This window comes from Shinella sp. S4-D37 (assembly GCF_040812195.1).
Classification (GTDB): domain Bacteria; phylum Pseudomonadota; class Alphaproteobacteria; order Rhizobiales; family Rhizobiaceae; genus Shinella.
The window spans coordinates 3,694,079-3,713,527 of sequence record NZ_JBFNXL010000005.1 but is presented as its reverse complement, the minus strand read 5'-3'; the positions used below and the strand labels follow the sequence as shown (position 1 = coordinate 3,713,527).

Here is a 19,449-nt window from a genome sequence, read left to right as displayed (position 1 = left end):
AATGAAGGCGCGAAGCGGCCGCGCGAGTTTCCTCGTCGCCAACCCGACGGGGCTTATTGCTATCCGCGCCAAACAACAGGCCCGATACCCAAGCGGCCCTTGCGCAAAACGCCCCAGACTGGATATGAAGTGCCATGTCAATCGAATCCGTCCGTGCCTTCCTCCACCAATACGCACCAGATCTGACGGTGCTGGTCACCGAACAGAGTTCGGCGACCGTGCCGCTGGCCGCGGCAGCGCATGGCGTGGCGCCGGAACAGATCGCCAAGACGATCTGCCTGCGCGTCGGCGAGGAGATCGTGCTGCTGGTGGCGGCCGGCACGGCGCGCCTCAGCAACCGCAAGTTCAAGGATCGTTTCGCCGCAAAGCCGCGCATGCTCGATGCCGAGCAGGTGCTGGCCGTCACGTCCCATCCCGTCGGCGGCGTCTGCCCGTTCGGACTGCCCGCCCCCGTGCCGGTCTATTGCGATGTTTCGCTGAAACCGTTCGAGGAGGTCGTTCCGGCGGCGGGCGCGACGAATGCGGCGGTGCGCATCGCGCCCGAACGGCTGGCGGCGCTCGTCAAGGGCGAGTGGATCGACGTCTGCGAGTGACGAAAGCCCGCCGTGCGGGCAAATCGTGAAAGAGTTTCGCGAAAATCCGGTGAAATTCCCGGCTGGCGCAATCCCGCGTGAACACGCAATATGACGCAACTGTGATCAACCGCGGCCGGCTTCCGGCGGACAGCGGCGCGCGGACGCGGGGAGACCCGCGGGCAGGCGGTTCGCAGTGCGAAGCGTCGGCTGGGTCCCGGGTTGCTGGAGGAGCATCTGGCCCGGAGGTTTTGCACGGCGCCGCCGCTGGCGCGCCAGGGGGAGAAAACATGTTTGAACGGCTTTTCAAGCTGAGTGAGCACGGCACCACCGTGCGCACCGAGGTGATCGCGGGTCTGACGACCTTCCTCACCATGTCCTATATCATCTTCGTCAATCCGGACATCCTGTCCACCACGGGCATGGACCGGGATGCGGTCTTCGTGGCGACCTGTCTTGCCGCCGCGCTCGGCTCCATGGTCATGGCGACCGTCGCCAACTGGCCGATCGGCATGGCGCCCGGCATGGGCCTCAACGCCTTCTTCGCCTTCACCGTGGTGGCCTCGCTCGGCTTCACCTGGCAGCAGGCGCTGGGCGCGGTGTTCATTTCCGGCATCATCTTCGTCATCCTGACGGTGACCGGCGTGCGCAGCTGGCTGATCGCGGGCATCCCGCATTCGCTGAGGAGCGCCATTGCCGCCGGTATCGGCCTCTTCCTCGGCATCATCGCCCTGAAGAGCTCGGGCATCGTCGTCGACAATCCGGCGACGCTCGTCGGCCTCGGCGACCTCAAGCAGACCGGTCCGCTGCTCGCCATCCTCGGCTTCTTCATCATCGCGGTGCTCGATGCGCTGCGTGTCAAGGGTGCGATCCTGATCGGCATCCTCGCGGTCACGGTCCTCTCCTGGATCGTCGGCGTCAGCGAATTCCGCGGCATCGTCTCCGCGCCGCCGTCGATCATGCCGACCTTCCTGCAGCTCGACATCCTCGGCGCGCTGCATGGCGGCCTGCTGCATGTCATCCTCGTCTTCGTGCTCGTCGAGGTCTTCGACGCGACCGGAACGCTGATCGGCGTGGCCAAGCGCGCCAACCTTCTTCAGGAAGGCAAGCAGAGCCGCCTCGGCCGCGCGCTCCTTGCCGACAGCACGGCGATCGTCGCCGGCTCGCTGATCGGCACCAGCAGCACCACGGCCTATGTCGAAAGCGCCTCGGGCGTGCAGGCGGGCGGGCGCACGGGCCTTACCGCCTTCACCGTCGCGATCCTCTTCCTCGCCGCCCTCTTCGTCTCGCCGCTTGCCGGCTCCGTGCCGAGCTATGCGACGGCACCGGCCCTGCTCTATGTCGCCGGCCTGATGATGCGCGAGCTGACGGAAGTCGAATGGGAGGACCTGACGGAAGCGGCCCCGGCGGCGCTGACCGCGCTCGCCATGCCCTTCACCTATTCCATCGCCAACGGCCTTGCCTTCGGCTTCGTCAGCTACGTGGTGCTGAAGCTTTTCACCGGCAAGTGGAAGGACATCCATCCGGCAACGGCGCTGGTCGCCGTCCTCTTTATCATCCGTTTCGCCTTCTTCGCGGAATAGACAGGGGCTTATCGATCAAGGAAAACGGGCCGCGCGAGGAGCGCGGCCCGTTTTCCTTTGTGGCGTAGTCTGGTGCGGGAATCCGGATATGAAAATGCCGGCCCGTGGAGGCGGGCCGGCACAGATCCGTGATCCCGGTGGATGGATCAGCGGATCAGGAAGGGTTCTGCGTAGAAATGCTCTTCGAGGTTCACGCCCTCGCCGCCGCGGTCCACCACGGCGAAGTCGGAGACCGTGTCGAGCGGCGTCAGGATGCCGTGCCAGACATTGCGGCCGATATTGACGCCCTGGCCGGGCGCGGTGCGAAAGGCGATCGGCTCGGCCGGGCCGTTCTCCGTCTCCTCGGCGACGACGACGAGGAACGCGGCATCACCGAGCGGAATGAAGGCCTGGCTGCCGAGCGGGTGGCGCTCAACCATCGCCAGCTCCAGCGGCAGCGGATAGGGCTCTCCGCGCAACAGGCTGATCATCGGCCGGGCCTTCTCGCCCGTCGTCTCGATATGGGCAAGGTCATGGTAGCGGGTGCATTTTCCCGCATTGATCGGGAAATTGTGCGCGCCGTCCCGCTCGATCACCTGGCCGAAGGGCGCGAAGGCCTCGCGGGTCAGCGGTTTGATCTCGATGGTCTTCATGTCTTTCCTCCCTCGGCCGGATGGCCGCAATTCGCAAGGCGGCTGGCGCCGCCCGCCGGTTTCACGAGATTGCCGTCGAACGCCGGAGGCGGCCGCCGGCAGGCGTCTGCCCCGGCAGGGGTTTCCTGCCGGAACATCGACGCGGCACGACAAGAGTGGGGAGGTCCCCCGTCGCGCCCGTCAGGTCGGCAGCATGGCCTTCAGCCGCAGCAGCGCGATGCGCTCCACCTGCCGGCAGGCGGTGGCAAGCTCGGTGTCGCGGTCGTTGGCGATGCGGGTCTCGAAGGCGGTAAGGATGCTCGCCTTCGTGTTGTCGCGCACGGCGATGATGAACGGGAAGCCGAATTTCTTCACATAGGCCTCGTTCAGCTCCGTGAAGCGGGCGCGTTCCGTGTCGGTCAGCGCGTCGAGGCCGGCGGAGGCCTGTTCCTCGGTGGAGCTTTCGGTGAGGCGTTTCGCCTGGGCCAGCTTGCCGGCAAGGTCCGGATGGGCGACGAGCACGCCGAGCCGTTCGGCATCGCTCGCCGCGCGGAACTGGAAGGCGAGGGCGGCGGCAAGGCCGATCGCCGTATCGTTCGCCGGCGAAAGTTCGTCGGCGAAGGCGCGGCGGGCGACCCAGTCGGAATGTTCGAACACGCCGCCGAAACGCGCGACGAAGGCCTCTTGCGTCATCTGCGAGGGGCGTTCGGCGGGCGGGCGCGGCGGATGGGTCTTCGCCCAATGCTCGGCGATATCGATGCGCCGCGCGATCCAGACCTTCTCGTGGCTCTGCACATAGTCGATGAAGCGGGCGAGCGCCATGACGCGGCCCGGCCGGCCGATCAGGCGGCAGTGCAGGCCGATGCTCATCATCTTCGCGCTGCCTTTGGCGCCTTCCGCATAGAGCGCATCGAAACTGTCCTTCAGGTAGCTGAAGAACTGGTCGCCGCTGTTGAAACCCTGCGGGGTCGCGAAACGCATGTCGTTGGCGTCGAGCGTATAGGGGATGATGAGCTGCTGCCGACCGCCATGCTCGTACCAGTAGGGCAGGTCGTCGGCATAGGTGTCGGAAACATAGGCGAAGCCGCCGGCCTCGGCGACGAGATCGATCGTGTTGACCGAACAACGTCCCGTATACCAGCCGCGCGGCCGCTCGCCGGTGACGAGCGTGTGCAGGCGGATCGCCTCGTCGATGGCGGCGCGTTCGTCTTCCGCCGTCATGTCCTTGTGCTCGACCCATTTGAGGCCGTGTGAGGCGATTTCCCAGCCGGCCTCCTGCATGGCGGCCACCTGGGCGGGCGAGCGGCGGAGCGCGGTGGCGACGCCGTAGACCGTGACGGGCACGGCCTTCTCCGTGAGCAGCCGGTGCAGGCGCCAGAAGCCGGCGCGCGCGCCGTATTCGTAGATCGATTCCATGTTCCAGTGGCGCTGGCCCGGCCATTGGGCGGCGCCGACGATCTCGGAGAGGAAGGCCTCGGATGCCGCGTCGCCATGCAGCACGCAGTTCTCGCCGCCCTCCTCGTAGTTCAGCACGAACTGCACGGCGACGCGTGCCTCGCCCGGCCACGCGGCCGCGGGCGGTATCCGTCCATATCCGTGCATGTCACGGCAATATCGCATGGGAACGCTCCTCCAAACGTTTTCGGTACGGAATGTCTAGCCGCAAATCGCCGGCGTCATTCCCCACGGAAATTTTGAAAGTCTCGAACGATCCTGCCGCTTTTCAGTGGCAAGGGGCTGGAGGATAGTGATTATCGGAGCGCTGTGTTCGGGAGGAAAGACATGCAAACTCATTCGCAAGGGGCCGGCCGCCTTACCACTCATGTGCTGGACACGGCGCGCGGCAAGCCGGCGGAAGGCCTGCGCATCGATCTCTACAGGGTCGAGGGCGACACGCTGCACCTTCTCAAGACCACCGAGACGAACGACGACGGCCGCTGCGATGCGCCGCTGCTCGCCGGCGAGACGATGAAGGCGGGCACCTACGAGCTGCGCTTTCATGCCGGCGATTATCTTGGCCGCAGCGGGGATGGCCCGATGTTCCTCGACGTCATCCCGATCCGCTTCGGCCTTGCCGACGAGGGCGCGCACTACCATGTACCGTTGCTCGTCTCGCCCTTCAGCTATTCCACCTACCGCGGGAGCTAAGCCATGCCGGCCGCCAAGATCCGCTCGGAACTGCGCTTCATCCTCAACGGCCGCGACGTGGCGCTTCGCGACGTCGCGGCGGACCAGACGCTGCTCGACTGGCTGCGCCTTTCGCGCCTCCTCAAGGGCACCAAGGAGGGGTGCGCGGAGGGCGACTGCGGCGCCTGCACGGTGCTGGTGGGCCGGTTGACGCCCGAGGGCGGCCTGGTCTACGAGGGCGTCAATGCCTGCATCCGCTTCCTCGGCTCGCTGGACGGCTGTCATGTCGTCACCGTCGAGCATGTCGCCGCCGTCGACGGTCGCCTGCACCCCGTGCAGCAGGCCATGGTGGATTATCACGGCTCGCAATGCGGCTTCTGCACGCCCGGCTTCGTCATGTCGCTCTATGCGCTGTGGATGCAATCGCCCAACCCGACCGACCAGGAGATCGAGACGGCGCTGCAGGGCAATCTCTGTCGCTGCACCGGCTACGAGCCGATCCTGCGCGCCGCCCGCGCCATTTCCAGCTATGGCGGCACGGAGAAGGACCCGCTTCTGGCCGAACGCCAGGCGATGATCGCGCGCCTCGAGGCGCTTGCCGACGGCGCGCGCGTCGAGATCGGCGAGGGCAGGAAGCGGTTCGTCGTGCCGGCGGACCTTGATGATTTCGCCGCCGTGCTGGAGGCGGAACCCGCCGCCACGGTGGTTGCCGGTTCCACCGATGTCGGCCTGTGGGTCACCAAGCACATGCGCGACATCACGCCGGCCGTCTTCATCGCCGGCCTTCGGGAGATGAAGGCAATCACGGTGAAGGACGGCGTGATCACCCTCGGCGCCGGCGTCACCTATACCGAGGCCATCGCGACGCTCTCGCGGCACATTCCGGCGCTCGGCCCGCTCATCAATCGCATCGGCGGCCAGCAGGTGCGCAACATGGGCACGATCGGCGGCAATGTCGCCAACGGTTCGCCGATCGGCGACACGCCGCCGGCGCTCATCGCGCTCGGGGCATCGGTGACCTTGCGCAAGGGCGCGGAACGGCGCACCATCCCGCTTGAGGATTTCTTCATCGCCTACGGCAAACAGGACCGCCAGCCCGGCGAATTCGTGGAATCCCTTGCGGTGCCCGTTCCCCCGGCTGCGGAGAAGTTCGCCGTCTACAAGGTGACCAAGCGCCGCGACGAGGACATTACCGCAACGCTCGGCGCCTTCCGCCTGGCGCTTGCCGCCGACGGCACGGTCGCCGCCGTCACCATCGCCTATGGCGGCATGGCGGCGACGCCGAAGCGCGCCGTCGCCGTCGAGAAGGCGCTGCTCGGTCAGAGCTGGACCGAGGCGACGGTGGAAGCGGCCATGGCGAAATATGCCGAGGATTATACGCCGCTGACCGACATGCGCGCGACCGCGGAATACCGCGCGCTGGTGGCGAGGAACCTGCTCCTGCGGTTCCATGTGGAAACGACGACCAGCGGGGAAGCCGCGCAGGTCTCCAGATACGAGGCTGCGTAAGCCATGAACAAGCACAGTCCAGACCTCACGGCGGAAAAGATCACCGGCGGCGTGCATCAGAGCCCGCGCCACGATTCCGCGCACAAGCACGTCGCCGGCACGGCCGTCTATATCGACGACATCACCGAGCCCGCCGGCACGCTGCATGCCGGCCTCGGCCTTTCGACCGTCGCCCATGGAATCGTGAAATCCCTCGACCTTTCGGCCGTGCGCGCCGCCCCCGGCGTCGTCGACGTGCTGACCTATGAGGATGTGCCCGGCGACAACGACATCTCGCCTTCGGGCATGCACGACGATCCGGTGCTCGCCGCCGGCAAGGTGGAGTTCCACGGCCAGCCGATCTTCTGCGTAATCGCCGAGACGCGCGAGGAGGCCCGCCGCGCCGCGCGCCTCGCGAGGGTCGAATACGAGGAGCTGCCCGCCAATATCGACATCTGGGACCTCGACCAGAAGACGCACCGGCAGGTCTTTCCGCCGCTGACGCTGAAGCGCGGCGATGCGGCCGCCGCCCTCGACGGCGCGCCGCGCCGGGTGAAGGGCCGCATGCGGCTCGGCGGGCAGGACCATTTCTATCTCGAAGGCCAGGTCTCGCTCGCCGTGCCCGGCGAGGACGACGAGGTCACCGTCTACTGCTCCACCCAGGGGCCGAGCGAGACGCAGCACCTCGTCGCCCATGCGCTCGGCGTGCCGAGCCATGCCGTGACCGTGGAGGTGCGCCGCATGGGCGGCGGCTTCGGCGGCAAGGAGACGCAGGCCAACCAGTGCGCCGCGCTCGCCGCCATCGCCGCCAAGAAGCTGGGCCGCGCCGTAAAACTCCGGCTCGACCGCGACGAGGACATGGTGGCGACCGGCAAGCGGCACGATTTCGCCATCGACTACGATGTCGGCTTCGACGACGAGGGCCGCATCCTCGGCATCGACTACACGTTCGCGCTCCGCGCCGGCTTTTCGGCGGACCTTTCCGGCCCGGTGGGCGACCGGGCGCTGTTCCATTGCGACAACGCCTACTTCTTCCCGCATGTGCATGCCAGGACGGCGCTTCTGCACACCAACACCGTGTCCAACACCGCCTTCCGCGGGTTCGGCGGTCCGCAGGGCATGGTGGGCGCGGAGCGCGTCATCGACGAGGTGGCCTTCGCCGTCGGCAAGGACCCGCTGGAGATCCGCAAGCTGAATTTCTACGACGCGATGGGCGTCGAGGGGACCCGCAACCTGACGCCCTACCACCAGAAGGTGGAGGACTGCATCATCCAGCGCATCGTCGCGGAGCTTGAGGAAAGCGCCGACTATGCCGGCCGGCGCGAGGCGATCCGCGCGTTCAACGCGAAGAGCCGCATCGTCAAGCGGGGCCTCGCGCTGACGCCGGTCAAGTTCGGCATCTCCTTCACCAAGACGGAATCCAACCAGGCCGGCGCGCTGGTGCATGTCTACACGGACGGTTCCGTGCACATGAACCACGGCGGCACGGAAATGGGCCAGGGCCTGCACCTGAAGGTGGCGCAGGTGGTGGCGGAAGAGTTCCAGATCGACCTCGACCGGGTGAAGATCACCGCGACGACGACGGCCAAGGTGCCGAACACCTCGCCGACGGCGGCCTCGTCCGGCGCCGACCTCAACGGCATGGCGGCGCAGAACGCGGCGCGCCAGATCAAGGACCGGCTGATCGATTTCGCCGCGGAAAGCCACCAGGTGCCGCGCGACCAGGTCGTCTTCCTGCCGAACCGGGTGCGTATCGGCAATTCCGAGATCGCCTTCAACGATCTCGTCAAGCAGGCCTACATGGCGCGCGTCCAGCTCTCGGCGGCCGGCTTCTACAAGACGCCGAAGATCCATTGGGACCGCTCGAAGGGCCGCGGCCACGCCTTCTACTACTACGCCTATGGCGCCGCCTGTTCGGAGGTCTCGGTCGACACGCTGACCGGCGAATATGTCGTCGAGCGCACCGACATCCTGCACGACACGGGCCGGTCGCTGAACAAGGTCATCGACATCGGCCAGATCGAGGGCGGCTTCATCCAGGGCATGGGCTGGCTGACGACGGAGGAACTGTGGTGGGACGCCAAGGGGCGGCTGCGCACCCATGCGCCCTCCACCTACAAGATCCCGCTCGCCTCGGATCGTCCGAAGATCTTCAACGTGGCGCTGACGGACTGGTCGGAGGCTTATGAGCCGACCATCCATCGCTCCAAGGCGGTCGGCGAGCCGCCGCTGCCGCTCGGTCTTGCCGTGCTGCATGCGCTGTCGGACGCGGTGGCGAGCGTGGCGGACCACAGGATCTGCCCGCGGCTCGACGCCCCGGCGACGCCCGAGTGCGTGCTGATGGCGATCGAGCGGCTGAAGATTCAGAGCAAAGGGTAAGGCCATGCCCGCCGTGCGCGAAGACATCCGGGATTTCCTGCGCCGGGCGCCGGGGTCGATCCTGGTCGAGGTGACGGGCGCGGCGGGCTCTACCCCGCGCGATACGGATGCCTTCATGCTGGTCTCGGAGCGGGAGATTTTCGCGACGATCGGCGGCGGGCAGCTCGAATATATGGCGATCGACCAGGCCCGGCGCGCGCTGCGTCTCGGCGCTGCCGCCGAGCCGATGAGCGTGCCGCTCGGCCCGGAGATCGGCCAGTGCTGCGGCGGGCGCGTCGGGCTCACCTTCACCGCCATGAACCCGGCGCTGGCCCGCGACCTCGTCGCGCGTGCCGACCGGGAGATGGCACAACGGCCGCATGTCTATGTCTTCGGCGCCGGCCATGTCGGCGATGCGCTCGCCATGGCGCTGTCGCTCGCCCCGCTGCGCGTCGTTCTGGTGGATACGCGCGAGGACGAGCTCGTCGCCTCGACGGTGCCGCGCATCGAGACCTGCCTCACCGCCATGCCCGAGGCCGTGGTGCGCGATGCACCCGCCGGCAGCAGCTTCGTGATCCTGACCCATGACCACGCGCTCGATTTCCTGATCGCGGCCGAGGCGCTGAAGCGCAACGACGCCGCCTATATCGGCATGATCGGCTCGAAGACCAAGCGCACGACCTTCCGCAACTGGCTGTCGCGCGAGATCGGCCAGCCCGACCTTTTCGCCCGCCTCGTCTGCCCGATCGGCGCCACGGCGGTGAAGGACAAGCGCCCGGCGGTGATCGCCGCGCTCGCCGCCGCCGAGATCATGACGGCCGCGCTGACATGGGCGGCAAGGCGGGCCGAGGCCGCGCTCAGTCGCTAGCGGCTTCGGCGGCGACCGGTTCCTCGCCGAGCAGCCGGCCGATCAGCCGCTGACATCGCTCGGCCATGAAGTCGATCATCAGCCGCACCTTCGGGTCCTGGAAGCGCTTGTGCGGGTAGATCGCGGCGAGCTGCACGGAGGCGGGCGGGCTGTCCTTCAGGATCTCCACCAGCCGGCCCTCGGCAAGATCGGCCTTCACCTCGAAGAGCGGCTTGTTGATGATGCCGCGGCCTTCCAGCGCCCATTGGGTGAGCACGTCGCCGTCGTCGCTGTCATAGGGGCCGGCGACCTCGAACTTGCGCAGGCCCTCGGCGGTCACCAGCGTCCAGTAATATTCCTTCGAGCCGGGATAGCGCAGCAGCAGGCAGTCGTGCTTGTCGGCGATCAGCGCATCCGCCGAGGCCGGCGTGCCGCGGCGCGAAAGATAGGCGGGCGAGGCGCAGAGCACGCGCTCGCAATTGAGGATGCCGCGCATGCGCAGGTTCGAATCCTCCAAGACGCCCAGCTTGAAAGCGACGTCGACGCCCTCGGCGAGGATATCGACATTGTGGTCCGACAGGCGCACCCGCACCTCGATATCGGGATACTTGTCGTGGAATTCCGGAATGCCGGACGCGATGAGGCGCCGGCCGATGCCGAGCGGCGCGGTGATGCGGAGCGAGCCCTTGGGGTTGCGCGAAAGGTCCGCGATCGCCGCCTCCGCCTCGTTCACCGCCTCGATGATTTTCACTGCGCCCTCGTAGAACACGCGGCCGTGCTCGGTCGGCGAGAGTTTTCGCGTGGTGCGGTTGAACAGCCGCACGCCGAGATGGCGCTCCAGCTCCTTGATGCGATTGCTGGCGACCGCCGGGGTGACGCGCTGGTCGCGCCCCGCCGCCGAAAGAGTACCGAGTTCGACCACGCGAACGAAGACGCGTACATTATCGAGATAGGACATGGCTCTTTCTACCACATCGCCATACAGAGCAAAGAGGCGGTCATCTTTTAGATTTTTTTGAAAGTGTTCGGGATTCACCGGGATTTCCGGGAAAATCACTTGATGGCAAACAAGCCCATGGAAAATGGGAGGAGGTCCCTATGTACGAATATGCCATAGCCTGGGATTGGTTGATGTTCGCCGTCCGCTGGCTGCATGTCATCACGGCGATCGCCTGGATCGGCTCGTCGTTCTATTTCGTCGCGCTCGACCTGGGCCTGAAGAAGCATCCCGCGCTGCCGCCGGGCGCCCATGGCGAGGAATGGCAGGTGCATGGCGGCGGCTTCTACCACATCCAGAAATACCTGGTGGCGCCGGCCCAGATGCCCGAGCACCTCGTCTGGTTCAAATGGGAGAGCTACGTCACCTGGCTTTCCGGCTTCGGCATGCTCTGTCTCGTCTATTATGCGGGCGCCGACCTCTACCTGATCGACCCGAACGTGCTGGACGTCTCCAAGCCGGTGGCGATCGGCATCTCGCTGGCCTCGCTCGCCTTCGGCTGGATCATCTACGATCTCATCTGCAAGTCGCCCTTCGGCAACGACAACACGCGGCTGATGGTGGCGCTCTACTTCATCCTCGTCGCCGTCGCCTGGGGCTATACGCAGCTCTTCACGGGCCGGGCCGCCTTCCTCCATCTCGGCGCCTTCACGGCGACGATCATGTCGGCCAACGTGTTCTTCATCATCATGCCGAACCAGCGCATCGTCGTCGCCGACCTCATCGCCGGCCGCACGCCCGATCCGAAATACGGCAAGATCGCCAAGCAGCGCTCCACGCACAACAACTACCTGACGCTGCCCGTCCTGTTCCTCATGCTGTCGAACCACTATCCGCTGGCCTTCGGCACCGAGTTCAACTGGATCATCGCCTCGCTGGTCTTCCTGATGGGCGTGACCATCCGCCACTACTTCAACACCCGCCACGCCAATACGGGCAACCCGACCTGGACCTGGCTTGCCACCGCGCTGCTCTTCGTCGCCATCATGTGGCTTTCCACGGTGCCGAAGATCCTTTCCGGCGAACCCACGGAAACCAAGGTCTCCGCCATCCAGCAGACCTTCGTTTCGGCGGACGGTTTTCCGCAGGTGCGCGACACCATCCTCGGCCGCTGCGCCATGTGCCATGCCAAGGAGCCCGGCTGGGAGGGCATCATCACGGCGCCGAAGGGCGTCGTCCTGGAAACGGACGGCGAGATCGCCAACCACGCCCGCGAGATCTACTTGCAGGCCGGCCGCTCGCATGCCATGCCGCCGGCCAACGTCACCCAGATCTCCGACGAGGAGCGCCGCCTGCTCGTCGCCTGGTACGAAAGCGCCGTCAGCGGGGAGAAGACCCAATGAGCGAACTCCTGATCCGCGGCCGCGTGCTGACCTTCCTTGCCGAGCCGCAGGGCATCGACGACACGGCCGCCTGGCGCTACATCGAGGACGGCGCGGTCTTCGTTCGGGGCGGCAAGGTCGTGGAGACCGGCGAACATGCCGAGGTCGCCAGACGCGCCGGTGCCGGCGTTCCGGTCGCCGATCATCGCCCGCACCTCGTGCTGCCGGGCCTCATCGACACGCACCTGCATTTCCCGCAGACCCAGGCGATCGCCTCCTACGGCGCGCAGCTCCTGGAATGGCTGAACACCTATATCTTCGTCGAGGAGCAGAAGTTCGCCGAGGCCGCCCATGCGGCCGCCGTCGCGGAACGCTTCATGGACGAGCTGATCTCGAACGGCACGACGACCGCCGTCGCCTATTGCTCCGTGCATCCCGAAAGCGTCGAGGCCTATTTCTCGGCGGCCCAGGCGCGCGGCATGCGCATGGTCGGCGGCAAGGTGATGATGGACCGCAACGCGCCCGACGCCCTGCGCGACACGCCGCAGCAGGGCTATGACGAGACGAAGCGGCTCATCGAGAAATGGCACGGCCGCGGCCGCGCGCATTATGCGATCAGCCCGCGCTTTGCCATCACCTCGACGCCCGGGCAGATGGAGATGAGCCAGGCGCTCGTCGCCGAGCACCCGACCTGCTTCGTGCAGACGCATCTTTCGGAAAACCGCGACGAGATCGCGTTTGCCACCTCGCTCTATCCAGAGGCGAAGGACTATACGGACATCTACGCCCGCTACGGCCTGCTGAATGACCGCATGCTGCTCGGCCATTGCATCCATCTCACCGACCGCGAGGTTTCCGTGCTCGCCGAGACGGGCGCCGTCGGCGTCTTCTGCCCCACGTCAAACCTCTTCCTCGGCTCGGGTCTCTTCGACCGCGACAGGTTCGACCGGCTCGGCGCGCGCTGGTCGGTGGCGACGGATGTCGGCGCCGGCACCAGCTTCTCCATGCTGGAAACGATGGACGAGGCCTACAAGGTGCTGCACCTCAACGGCCAGAAGCTGACGCCGTTCAATTCCTTCTACCGCCTCACGCTGGGCAATGCCCGCGCGCTCGGGCTCGAACAGCATATCGGCTCGCTGCATGCCGGGGCGGATGCGGATATCGTCGTGCTCAACGCCTCCGGCAAGTCGGCGATGGAATACCGCATGCGCACCGCCACCTCGCTGGCGGAGGAACTCTTCATCCTCCAGACCATGGGCGACGACCGCTGCGTCGCCGAGGTCTATGTCGCCGGCAAGGCGATGAAGGGGAAGGGCAAGGCCGGGGCTTCTGAAAAGCGGGTTCTCGAAACGGCCTGAAATCCGGCATGGCGGGAACGTGTTCGTGTGCCGGCGCCGCACACGCCATCGTCATCCTCGGCCTTGAGCCGAGGATCCACATGACGCCTCTTCGCTTGTGACATGGATGCTCGGGTCAGGCCCGAGCATGACGGAGGAGAGGTTTCGGGAGAAATGCGGCCGGGGGCGTTTGCCCGGGATGACTTTATCTCAACCGTCCCCCCATCGCCTTGGTCAGCCCCTCCGCCGCCGCGCGCACCACCGGGCCGAAGGCGTCGACCTTGCTGTCGGGCAGGCGCACCGCCGGACCGGACACGGAAATGCCGGCCACCGCCTCGCCATATTCGTCGAAGATCGGCGCGGCCACGCAGCGCATGCCGAGCGTGTGCTCCTCGTCGTCGATCGACCAGCCGCGGACGCGGATCTTTCCGATATCTTCGAGCAGCGTCGGGATCGTGTCGCGCGTCCTGTCGGTGAAATGCTGCAGCGTGCGGCCGGAAAGCAGCGCCTCGATGCGCGCGTCCGGCCAGGTCGAGAGGATCGCCTTGCCGATGCCGGAGGCGTGGATCGGCCCGCGCCGGCCGGGGCGGAAGAAGGCGCGCATCGGCGCATGGCTCTCGACCTGCGAGATGAAGACCACGTCGCCGTCGTCCTCGATGGCGATGTTGGCGGTCTCGCCGCAACCCTCCATCAATTGCTTGAGGAACGGCCGGCTGATCGTGCCGAGCTTGCGGAAGCGCAGATAGGCGGTGCCGATCTCGAAGGCCTTGACGCCGATCGTCCAGGCGCCGGTCTCCACGTCATGGGCGACCATGCCGTGCTGGGCAAGCGAGGTCAGCAGGCGGTGCACGGTGGAGGGCGCCATGGCCGACTGGTCGGCAAGGTCGGTCAGCGCCGCGCCGTCCGCCCGCGCCACGAGATCGAGAAGCTTCAGGCTGCGGTCCAGCACCTGCACCGAGGAGGGTGCCGCATTCTCGCCGGCCTTGCGGCCCGGCCGCCCCCGCGTCTTCTCCTGCTGTTCCGCCATGCGTCCCTCTTTTCCGTCGCTCTGCGCTCATGACATAGCCGGCCCGGGGCGATTGTTCCAGTTTCGTTGAAAATGTTTATTTCCACATGATGGGATTGATTTCCATTTTATGATTGCGCGCAGAAACGGATGCGCTACCTTCCTTCCCCAGAGACGGAGGAAATCCCATGGCTAAAATGCGAGCTGTCGATGCAGCGGTCCTGGTTCTGGAGAAGGAGGGCATCGATTGTGCCTTCGGCGTTCCGGGCGCTGCGATCAATCCCTTCTATTCGGCGCTGAAGGCGCGCGGCACGGTCCGCCACGTTCTCGCCCGTCATGTCGAGGGCGCAAGCCACATGGCCGAGGGCTATACAAGGGCCCGCGCCGGCAATATCGGCCTGTGCATCGGCACGTCGGGCCCGGCCGGCACCGACATGATCACCGGCCTCTATTCGGCCTCCGCCGATTCGATCCCGATCCTGTGCATCACCGGCCAGGCGCCGCGCGCCCGCCTCGACAAGGAGGACTTCCAGGCGGTCGATATCGCCAAGATCGCCGCGCCCGTCACCAAATGGGCCGTCACCGTCATGGAGCCGGGCCTCGTCCCCTATGTCTTCCAGAAGGCGTTCCACACGATGCGCTCCGGCCGTCCCGGCCCGGTGCTGATCGACATGCCGATCGACGTCCAGCTTGCCGAGATCGAGTTCGACATCGACGCCTACGAGCCGCTCGAACCCTACAAGCCGGCCGCCACCCGCGCCCAGGCGGAAAAGGCCCTCGCCATGCTGAACGCGGCCGAGCGCCCGCTGATCGTCGCCGGTGGCGGCATCATCAACGCGGATGCCTCGGACCTCCTGGTCGAGTTCGCCGAGATCACCGGCGTTCCCGTCATCCCGACGCTGATGGGCTGGGGCACGATCCCGGACGACCACCGGCTGATGGCCGGCATGTGCGGCCTGCAGACCTCGCACCGCTACGGCAACGCCACGCTGCTCGCCTCCGACTTCGTCCTCGGCGTCGGCAACCGCTGGGCCAACCGCCATACCGGCAATATCCCGACCTATACGGAAGGCCGCACCTTCGTCCATGTCGACATCGAACCGACCCAGATCGGCCGCGTTTTCACGCCGGATTTCGGCATCGTCTCGGATGCCGGCGCCGCGCTGAAGATGTTCCTCGACGTCGCGACCGAATGGAAGGTCGCCGGCAAGCTGCGCGACTGGTCGGCCTGGGCCGAGGAGTGCCAGGAGCGCAAGCGCACCATGCTGCGCAAGACCCATTTCGACCAGACGCCGCTGAAGCCGCAGCGCGTCTACGAGGAGATGAACAAGGCCTTTGCCCGCGACACCTGCTACGTCTCGACCATCGGCCTTTCCCAGATCGCCGGCGCGCAGTTCCTGCATGTCTACAAGCCGCGCAACTGGATCAACTGCGGCCAGGCAGGGCCGCTCGGCTGGACGCTGCCCGCCGCGCTCGGCGTGCGCGCCGCCGATCCCGATCGCCCGATCGTCGCCTTGTCCGGCGACTACGACTTCCAGTTCATGATCGAGGAACTGGCGGTCGGTGCCCAGCACAAGCTGCCCTACCTGCATGTCGTCGTGAACAATTCCTATCTCGGCCTCATCCGCCAGGCCCAGCGCGGCTTCAACATGGACTTCGAGGTCTCGCTCGCCTTCGACAACATCAATGCGTCGGAGGGTTCGGAAGCCGGCTACGGGGTCGACCATGTCGCCGTTGCCGAAGGCCTCGGCTGCAAGGCGATCCGCGTGCGCAGCCCCAACGAATTCCAGGAAGCCTTCACCACCGCGCAGGCGCTGATGAAGGAGCACCAGGTTCCCGTCGTCATCGAGTTCATCCTCGAGCGCGTCACCAACATCGCCATGGGCGCCGACATCAATGCCGTCGTCGAGTTCGAGGACCTGGCCGAACGCGGCGAAGACGCCCCGACCGCGACGTTCGCCCTGCTGGACTGAGACGTAGAGAAGGAAGAAACCATGCCGAAATTCGCGGCCAACCTGACCATGCTCTTCAACGAGGCGCCGTTCCTCGAACGCTTCGCGCTGGCCGCGAAGGCTGGCTTCGAAGGGGTGGAATATCTCTTCCCCTACGATTTCGACAAGGAGGCGCTGCGCGCCGCGCTCGATCTTCATGGCCTGACGCAGGTGCTGCACAACCTGCCGGCCGGCAACTGGGCCGGCGGCGAGCGCGGCATCGCGATCCTGCCGGACCGGGTCGACGAGTTCCGCCGCGGCGTCGCCTCGGCGATCGATTATGCGACGGCGCTCGGCTGCAGGCAGGTCAACTGCCTGTCGGGCATCGCCCCGGTCGGCGTCTCGGATACGGTGTTGCGCACCACCTTCGTCGCCAACCTGAAGCTGGCGGCGAGCGAGCTCGGCAAGCACGGAATCCGGCTTCTAATCGAGCCGATCAACCGCTTCGACATTCCGGGCTTCTACCTCAACACCCCGGACCAGGCGGCCTCCATCATCGCCGAGGTGGGCAGCGACAACCTGTTCATCCAGTACGACCTCTACCACCAGCAGCGCACCGAGGGCGAGCTGATCGGCACGTTCAGGACGCACCAGGCGCAGATCGCCCATGTGCAGCTTGCCGACAATCCGGGCCGGGGCGAACCGGGCACCGGCGAGATCGCCTGGCCCTTCGTGTTCAGGACGCTCGACGCACTCGGCTACGACGGCTGGATCGGCTGCGAATACAAGCCGCGCACCACGACGCAGGAAGGCCTCGGCTGGCTGGCCGACGCCGGTCGCTGAGCCACAAAGTTTCAGATTGGGAGTTAGCATCATGGCAAATATCGGTTTCATCGGCCTCGGCATCATGGGCACGCCCATGGCGCGTCATCTCCAGGACGCCGGCCACACGGTCACCACCTCGAAATTCTCCGTTTCGCCGCGTCAGGAGCTGCTGGACAACGGTCTCAAGATCGTCGACAGCCCGAAGGTACTCGCCGAGACCGTCGACACGATCATCCTCATGCTGCCCGATACGCCTGAGGTCGAAGGCGTGCTCTTCGGCGAGAACGGCGTCTCCTACGGTCTTTCGGCCGGCAAGCTCGTCATCGACATGAGCTCGATCTCGCCCATCGCCACCAAGGAATTCGCCCGCAAGATCCGCGCGACCGGCGCCGAATATGTCGACGGCCCGGTCTCGGGCGGCGAGGTCGGCGCTAGGAACGCCTCGCTCTCCATCATGGCCGGCGGCTCGCAGGAAAGCTTCGACCGGGCCCTGCCGCTCTTCCAGCTGATGGGCAAGAACATCACCCTCGTCGGCGATTGCGGCGACGGCCAGGTGACGAAGGTCGCCAACCAGATCATCGTCGCGCTGACCATCGAGGCGGTGTCCGAGGCCCTCGTCTTCGCCTCCAAGGCCGGTGCCGATCCGGCGCGCGTGCGCGCCGCGCTGATGGGCGGCTTCGCCTCCTCGCGCATCCTCGAAGTGCATGGCGAGCGCATGGTCAAGCGCACCTTCGATCCGGGCTTCCGCATCTCGCTGCACCAGAAGGACCTGAACCTGGCGCTGCAGGGCGCCAAGGCGCTCGGCGTCGCCCTGCCGAACACCGCGTCCACGCAGGAACTGTTCAACCAGTGCGCCGCCCATGGCGAGGCCGGTCTCGATCACTCAGGTCTCGTCAAGGCGCTGGAGCGCATGGCGAACCACGCCGTCGCATGACGGCCTGGCCGGGCGGGGAGGGGAGCCCCGCCCGGCCACCCATTCCGGAGGAGGAGGCGCGGCCCCTCATCCCTCGCCGCCGCTCTTTTTCATCGGGAGGTGCTGGCGGGCGGGTGAGGGGCCGTGCTTAATGGCCCGGCCCGAAACGCCCCGCGCCCGCGAGGCGACGGCCGCCGTAGAATTTCGAATCCGCCGCTGTTCGAGGAGGACGGCGGCAGCATGACCCGGAGGAATCCATGCCGCCCATTGCCGATCCGCGCGCCTTTCTCGAAAATCTCTTCTCCGTTGCGGTTGCCGCAGCCGATCCGGACAAGGTGCTGGCCGCCAACCTGCCGGAAAAGCCGAAGGGCCGCACGGTGGTGATCGGTGCCGGCAAGGGCGCGGCGCAGATGGCGCATGCCTTCGAACGCCTCTGGGACGGTCCGCTCACCGGCGTCGTCGTCACGCGCTATGGCTATGCCGTCGCCTGCGAGCGCATCGAGATTCTCGAGGCCGCCCATCCGGTGCCGGACGACAGCGGGCTTCTCGCCTCCGGCCGGCTGATGGCCGCCGTCAGGGGCCTGACGGAGGACGACCTCGTCGTCGCCCTCGTCTGCGGCGGCGGCTCGGCCCTTCTGCCGGCGCCGGCCGGCGACCTGACGCTTGCCGAAGAGATCGCCGTCAACAAGGCACTGCTCGCTTCCGGCGCGCCGATCAGCGCCATGAACGCCGTGCGCAAGCAGGTCTCGCGCATCAAGGGCGGGCGGCTCGCCGCGCTTGCCCATCCGGCCCGCGTCGTCTCGCTCGTCGTTTCCGACATCCCCGGCGACAATCCCGCCCTCGTCGCCTCCGGCCCGACCATCGCGGACGAGACCACCCGCGCCGATGCGCTGCGCCTCATCGAGCGCTACCGCCTCGACCTGCCCGAAGTCGTGATGCGCCATATCCGCGAGGGCAAGGACGAGCCGCCGCTGCCGTCCGATGCCGTTTTCGCGCGCAATGACGTGAAGCTCGTCGCCTCCGCCGCCGTCTCGCTCGATGCCGCCGCCGAAGCGGCGCGCAAGGCGGGCGTCGAGGCCGTCATCCTTTCCGACGCCGTCGAGGGCGAGGCGGCCGAGGTCGGCCGCGTGCATGCGGCGATCGCCGCCGAGGTGGTGCGCCGCGACCGGCCGTTCCGAAAGCCCGTCGTCGTGCTGTCGGGCGGCGAGACGACCGTGACGATCAGGGGCAAGGGCAAGGGCGGCCGCAACGGCGAGTTCCTCCTGTCCTTCGCCTGCGGCATCGATGGCCTGCCGGGTCTTTTCGCGCTTGCCGCCGATACGGACGGCATCGACGGCTCGGAGGACAATGCCGGCGCCTTTGCCGACGGGACCACCGTCGCGCGTCTCGCCGACAAGGGCAAGGATGCCGCCGAGTTCCTCGCCCGCAACGACAGCTGGACCGCCTTCGACGCGCTCGGCGACCTCTTCGTCCCCGGCCCGACGGGCACCAATGTCAACGACTTCCGGGCCATCCTCATCCAGTAGAGGGCA

16 protein-coding genes are annotated in these 19,449 nt (G+C 66.8%); 12 read left to right on the top strand and 4 right to left on the bottom strand.

Annotated elements, in window-relative coordinates; all coding sequences use genetic code 11:
- Positions 1-134 precede the first annotated feature (134 nt).
- Positions 135-593, top strand: a complete 459-nt coding sequence (locus AB3G45_RS25770) for a YbaK/EbsC family protein (protein WP_367833238.1) — start codon at positions 135-137, stop codon at positions 591-593.
- Positions 594-862: 269 nt separating this feature from the next.
- Positions 863-2,155: an NCS2 family permease gene (locus AB3G45_RS25765; RefSeq protein ID WP_367833237.1), complete on the top strand. Its 1,293-nt coding sequence runs from the start codon at positions 863-865 to the stop codon at positions 2,153-2,155.
- A gap of 146 nt (positions 2,156-2,301) precedes the next feature.
- On the opposite strand, the gene AB3G45_RS25760 is transcribed toward AB3G45_RS25765, so the two are convergent.
- Both AB3G45_RS25760 and puuE read right to left on the bottom strand, forming a co-directional pair.
- Positions 2,302-2,787: an ureidoglycolate lyase gene (locus AB3G45_RS25760; RefSeq protein WP_367833236.1), complete on the bottom strand. Its 486-nt coding sequence runs from the start codon at positions 2,785-2,787 to the stop codon at positions 2,302-2,304.
- 180 nt (positions 2,788-2,967) lie between these two features.
- A complete protein-coding gene (gene puuE, locus AB3G45_RS25755; RefSeq protein WP_367833235.1) occupies positions 2,968-4,386 on the bottom strand; it encodes an allantoinase PuuE in 1,419 nt (472 codons plus the stop codon).
- Positions 4,387-4,548: 162 nt separating this feature from the next.
- Between puuE and uraH the strand changes: the two genes are divergently transcribed.
- From uraH to xdhC, 4 genes are read left to right on the top strand one after another with little or no spacing between them, the layout of a single operon-like run.
- Positions 4,549-4,914 (top strand): hydroxyisourate hydrolase, encoded by a 366-nt coding sequence (uraH, locus tag AB3G45_RS25750; protein ID WP_367833234.1) that lies wholly within the window; start codon positions 4,549-4,551, stop codon positions 4,912-4,914.
- 3 nt (positions 4,915-4,917) lie between these two features.
- Positions 4,918-6,402 carry a xanthine dehydrogenase small subunit gene (gene xdhA, locus AB3G45_RS25745; RefSeq protein ID WP_367833233.1) on the top strand — a complete coding sequence of 495 codons (1,485 nt, stop codon included), beginning with the start codon at positions 4,918-4,920 and terminating at the stop codon, positions 6,400-6,402.
- Between the two features lie 3 nt (positions 6,403-6,405).
- A complete protein-coding gene (gene xdhB / locus AB3G45_RS25740; RefSeq protein ID WP_367833232.1) occupies positions 6,406-8,760 on the top strand; it encodes a xanthine dehydrogenase molybdopterin binding subunit in 2,355 nt (784 codons plus the stop codon).
- Positions 8,761-8,764: 4 nt separating this feature from the next.
- Positions 8,765-9,607 carry a xanthine dehydrogenase accessory protein XdhC gene (gene xdhC / locus AB3G45_RS25735; protein WP_367833231.1) on the top strand — a complete coding sequence of 281 codons (843 nt, stop codon included), beginning with the start codon at positions 8,765-8,767 and terminating at the stop codon, positions 9,605-9,607.
- Here the strand turns inward: xdhC and AB3G45_RS25730 are convergent.
- A complete protein-coding gene (locus tag AB3G45_RS25730; protein ID WP_367833230.1) occupies positions 9,597-10,544 on the bottom strand; it encodes a LysR family transcriptional regulator in 948 nt (315 codons plus the stop codon). The genes xdhC and AB3G45_RS25730 overlap by 11 nt on opposite strands.
- Before the next feature lie 140 nt (positions 10,545-10,684).
- Between AB3G45_RS25730 and AB3G45_RS25725 the strand changes: the two genes are divergently transcribed.
- Positions 10,685-11,926 carry a urate hydroxylase PuuD gene (locus AB3G45_RS25725; protein ID WP_367833229.1) on the top strand — a complete coding sequence of 414 codons (1,242 nt, stop codon included), beginning with the start codon at positions 10,685-10,687 and terminating at the stop codon, positions 11,924-11,926.
- The gene (gene guaD / locus AB3G45_RS25720; RefSeq protein ID WP_367833228.1) at positions 11,923-13,263 is read left to right on the top strand and encodes a guanine deaminase; all 1,341 of its coding nucleotides are present in this window, start codon (positions 11,923-11,925) and stop codon (positions 13,261-13,263) included. The genes AB3G45_RS25725 and guaD overlap by 4 nt, the downstream gene beginning before the upstream one ends.
- A 184-nt stretch (positions 13,264-13,447) precedes the next feature.
- Here guaD and bhcR read toward each other — a convergent pair whose 3' ends face one another.
- Complete coding sequence (gene bhcR, locus AB3G45_RS25715; RefSeq protein ID WP_367833227.1) at positions 13,448-14,269, bottom strand: HTH-type transcriptional regulator BhcR; 822 nt, start codon at positions 14,267-14,269, stop codon at positions 13,448-13,450.
- Between the two features lie 167 nt (positions 14,270-14,436).
- On the opposite strand from bhcR, the gene gcl reads away from it, so the two are divergent.
- From gcl to AB3G45_RS25695, 4 genes are all read left to right on the top strand, one after another.
- A complete protein-coding gene (gcl, locus tag AB3G45_RS25710) occupies positions 14,437-16,221 on the top strand; it encodes a glyoxylate carboligase (RefSeq protein WP_367833226.1) in 1,785 nt (594 codons plus the stop codon).
- A gap of 21 nt (positions 16,222-16,242) precedes the next feature.
- The gene (hyi, locus tag AB3G45_RS25705) at positions 16,243-17,022 is read left to right on the top strand and encodes a hydroxypyruvate isomerase (protein ID WP_367833225.1); all 780 of its coding nucleotides are present in this window, start codon (positions 16,243-16,245) and stop codon (positions 17,020-17,022) included.
- A gap of 31 nt (positions 17,023-17,053) precedes the next feature.
- Positions 17,054-17,938 (top strand): 2-hydroxy-3-oxopropionate reductase, encoded by an 885-nt coding sequence (locus AB3G45_RS25700; protein ID WP_367833224.1) that lies wholly within the window; start codon positions 17,054-17,056, stop codon positions 17,936-17,938.
- A 236-nt stretch (positions 17,939-18,174) separates the two neighbouring features.
- Positions 18,175-19,443, top strand: coding sequence for a glycerate kinase (locus AB3G45_RS25695; protein ID WP_367833223.1), 1,269 nt, complete (start codon positions 18,175-18,177; stop codon positions 19,441-19,443).
- The last annotated feature ends 6 nt before the right edge of the window (positions 19,444-19,449 follow it).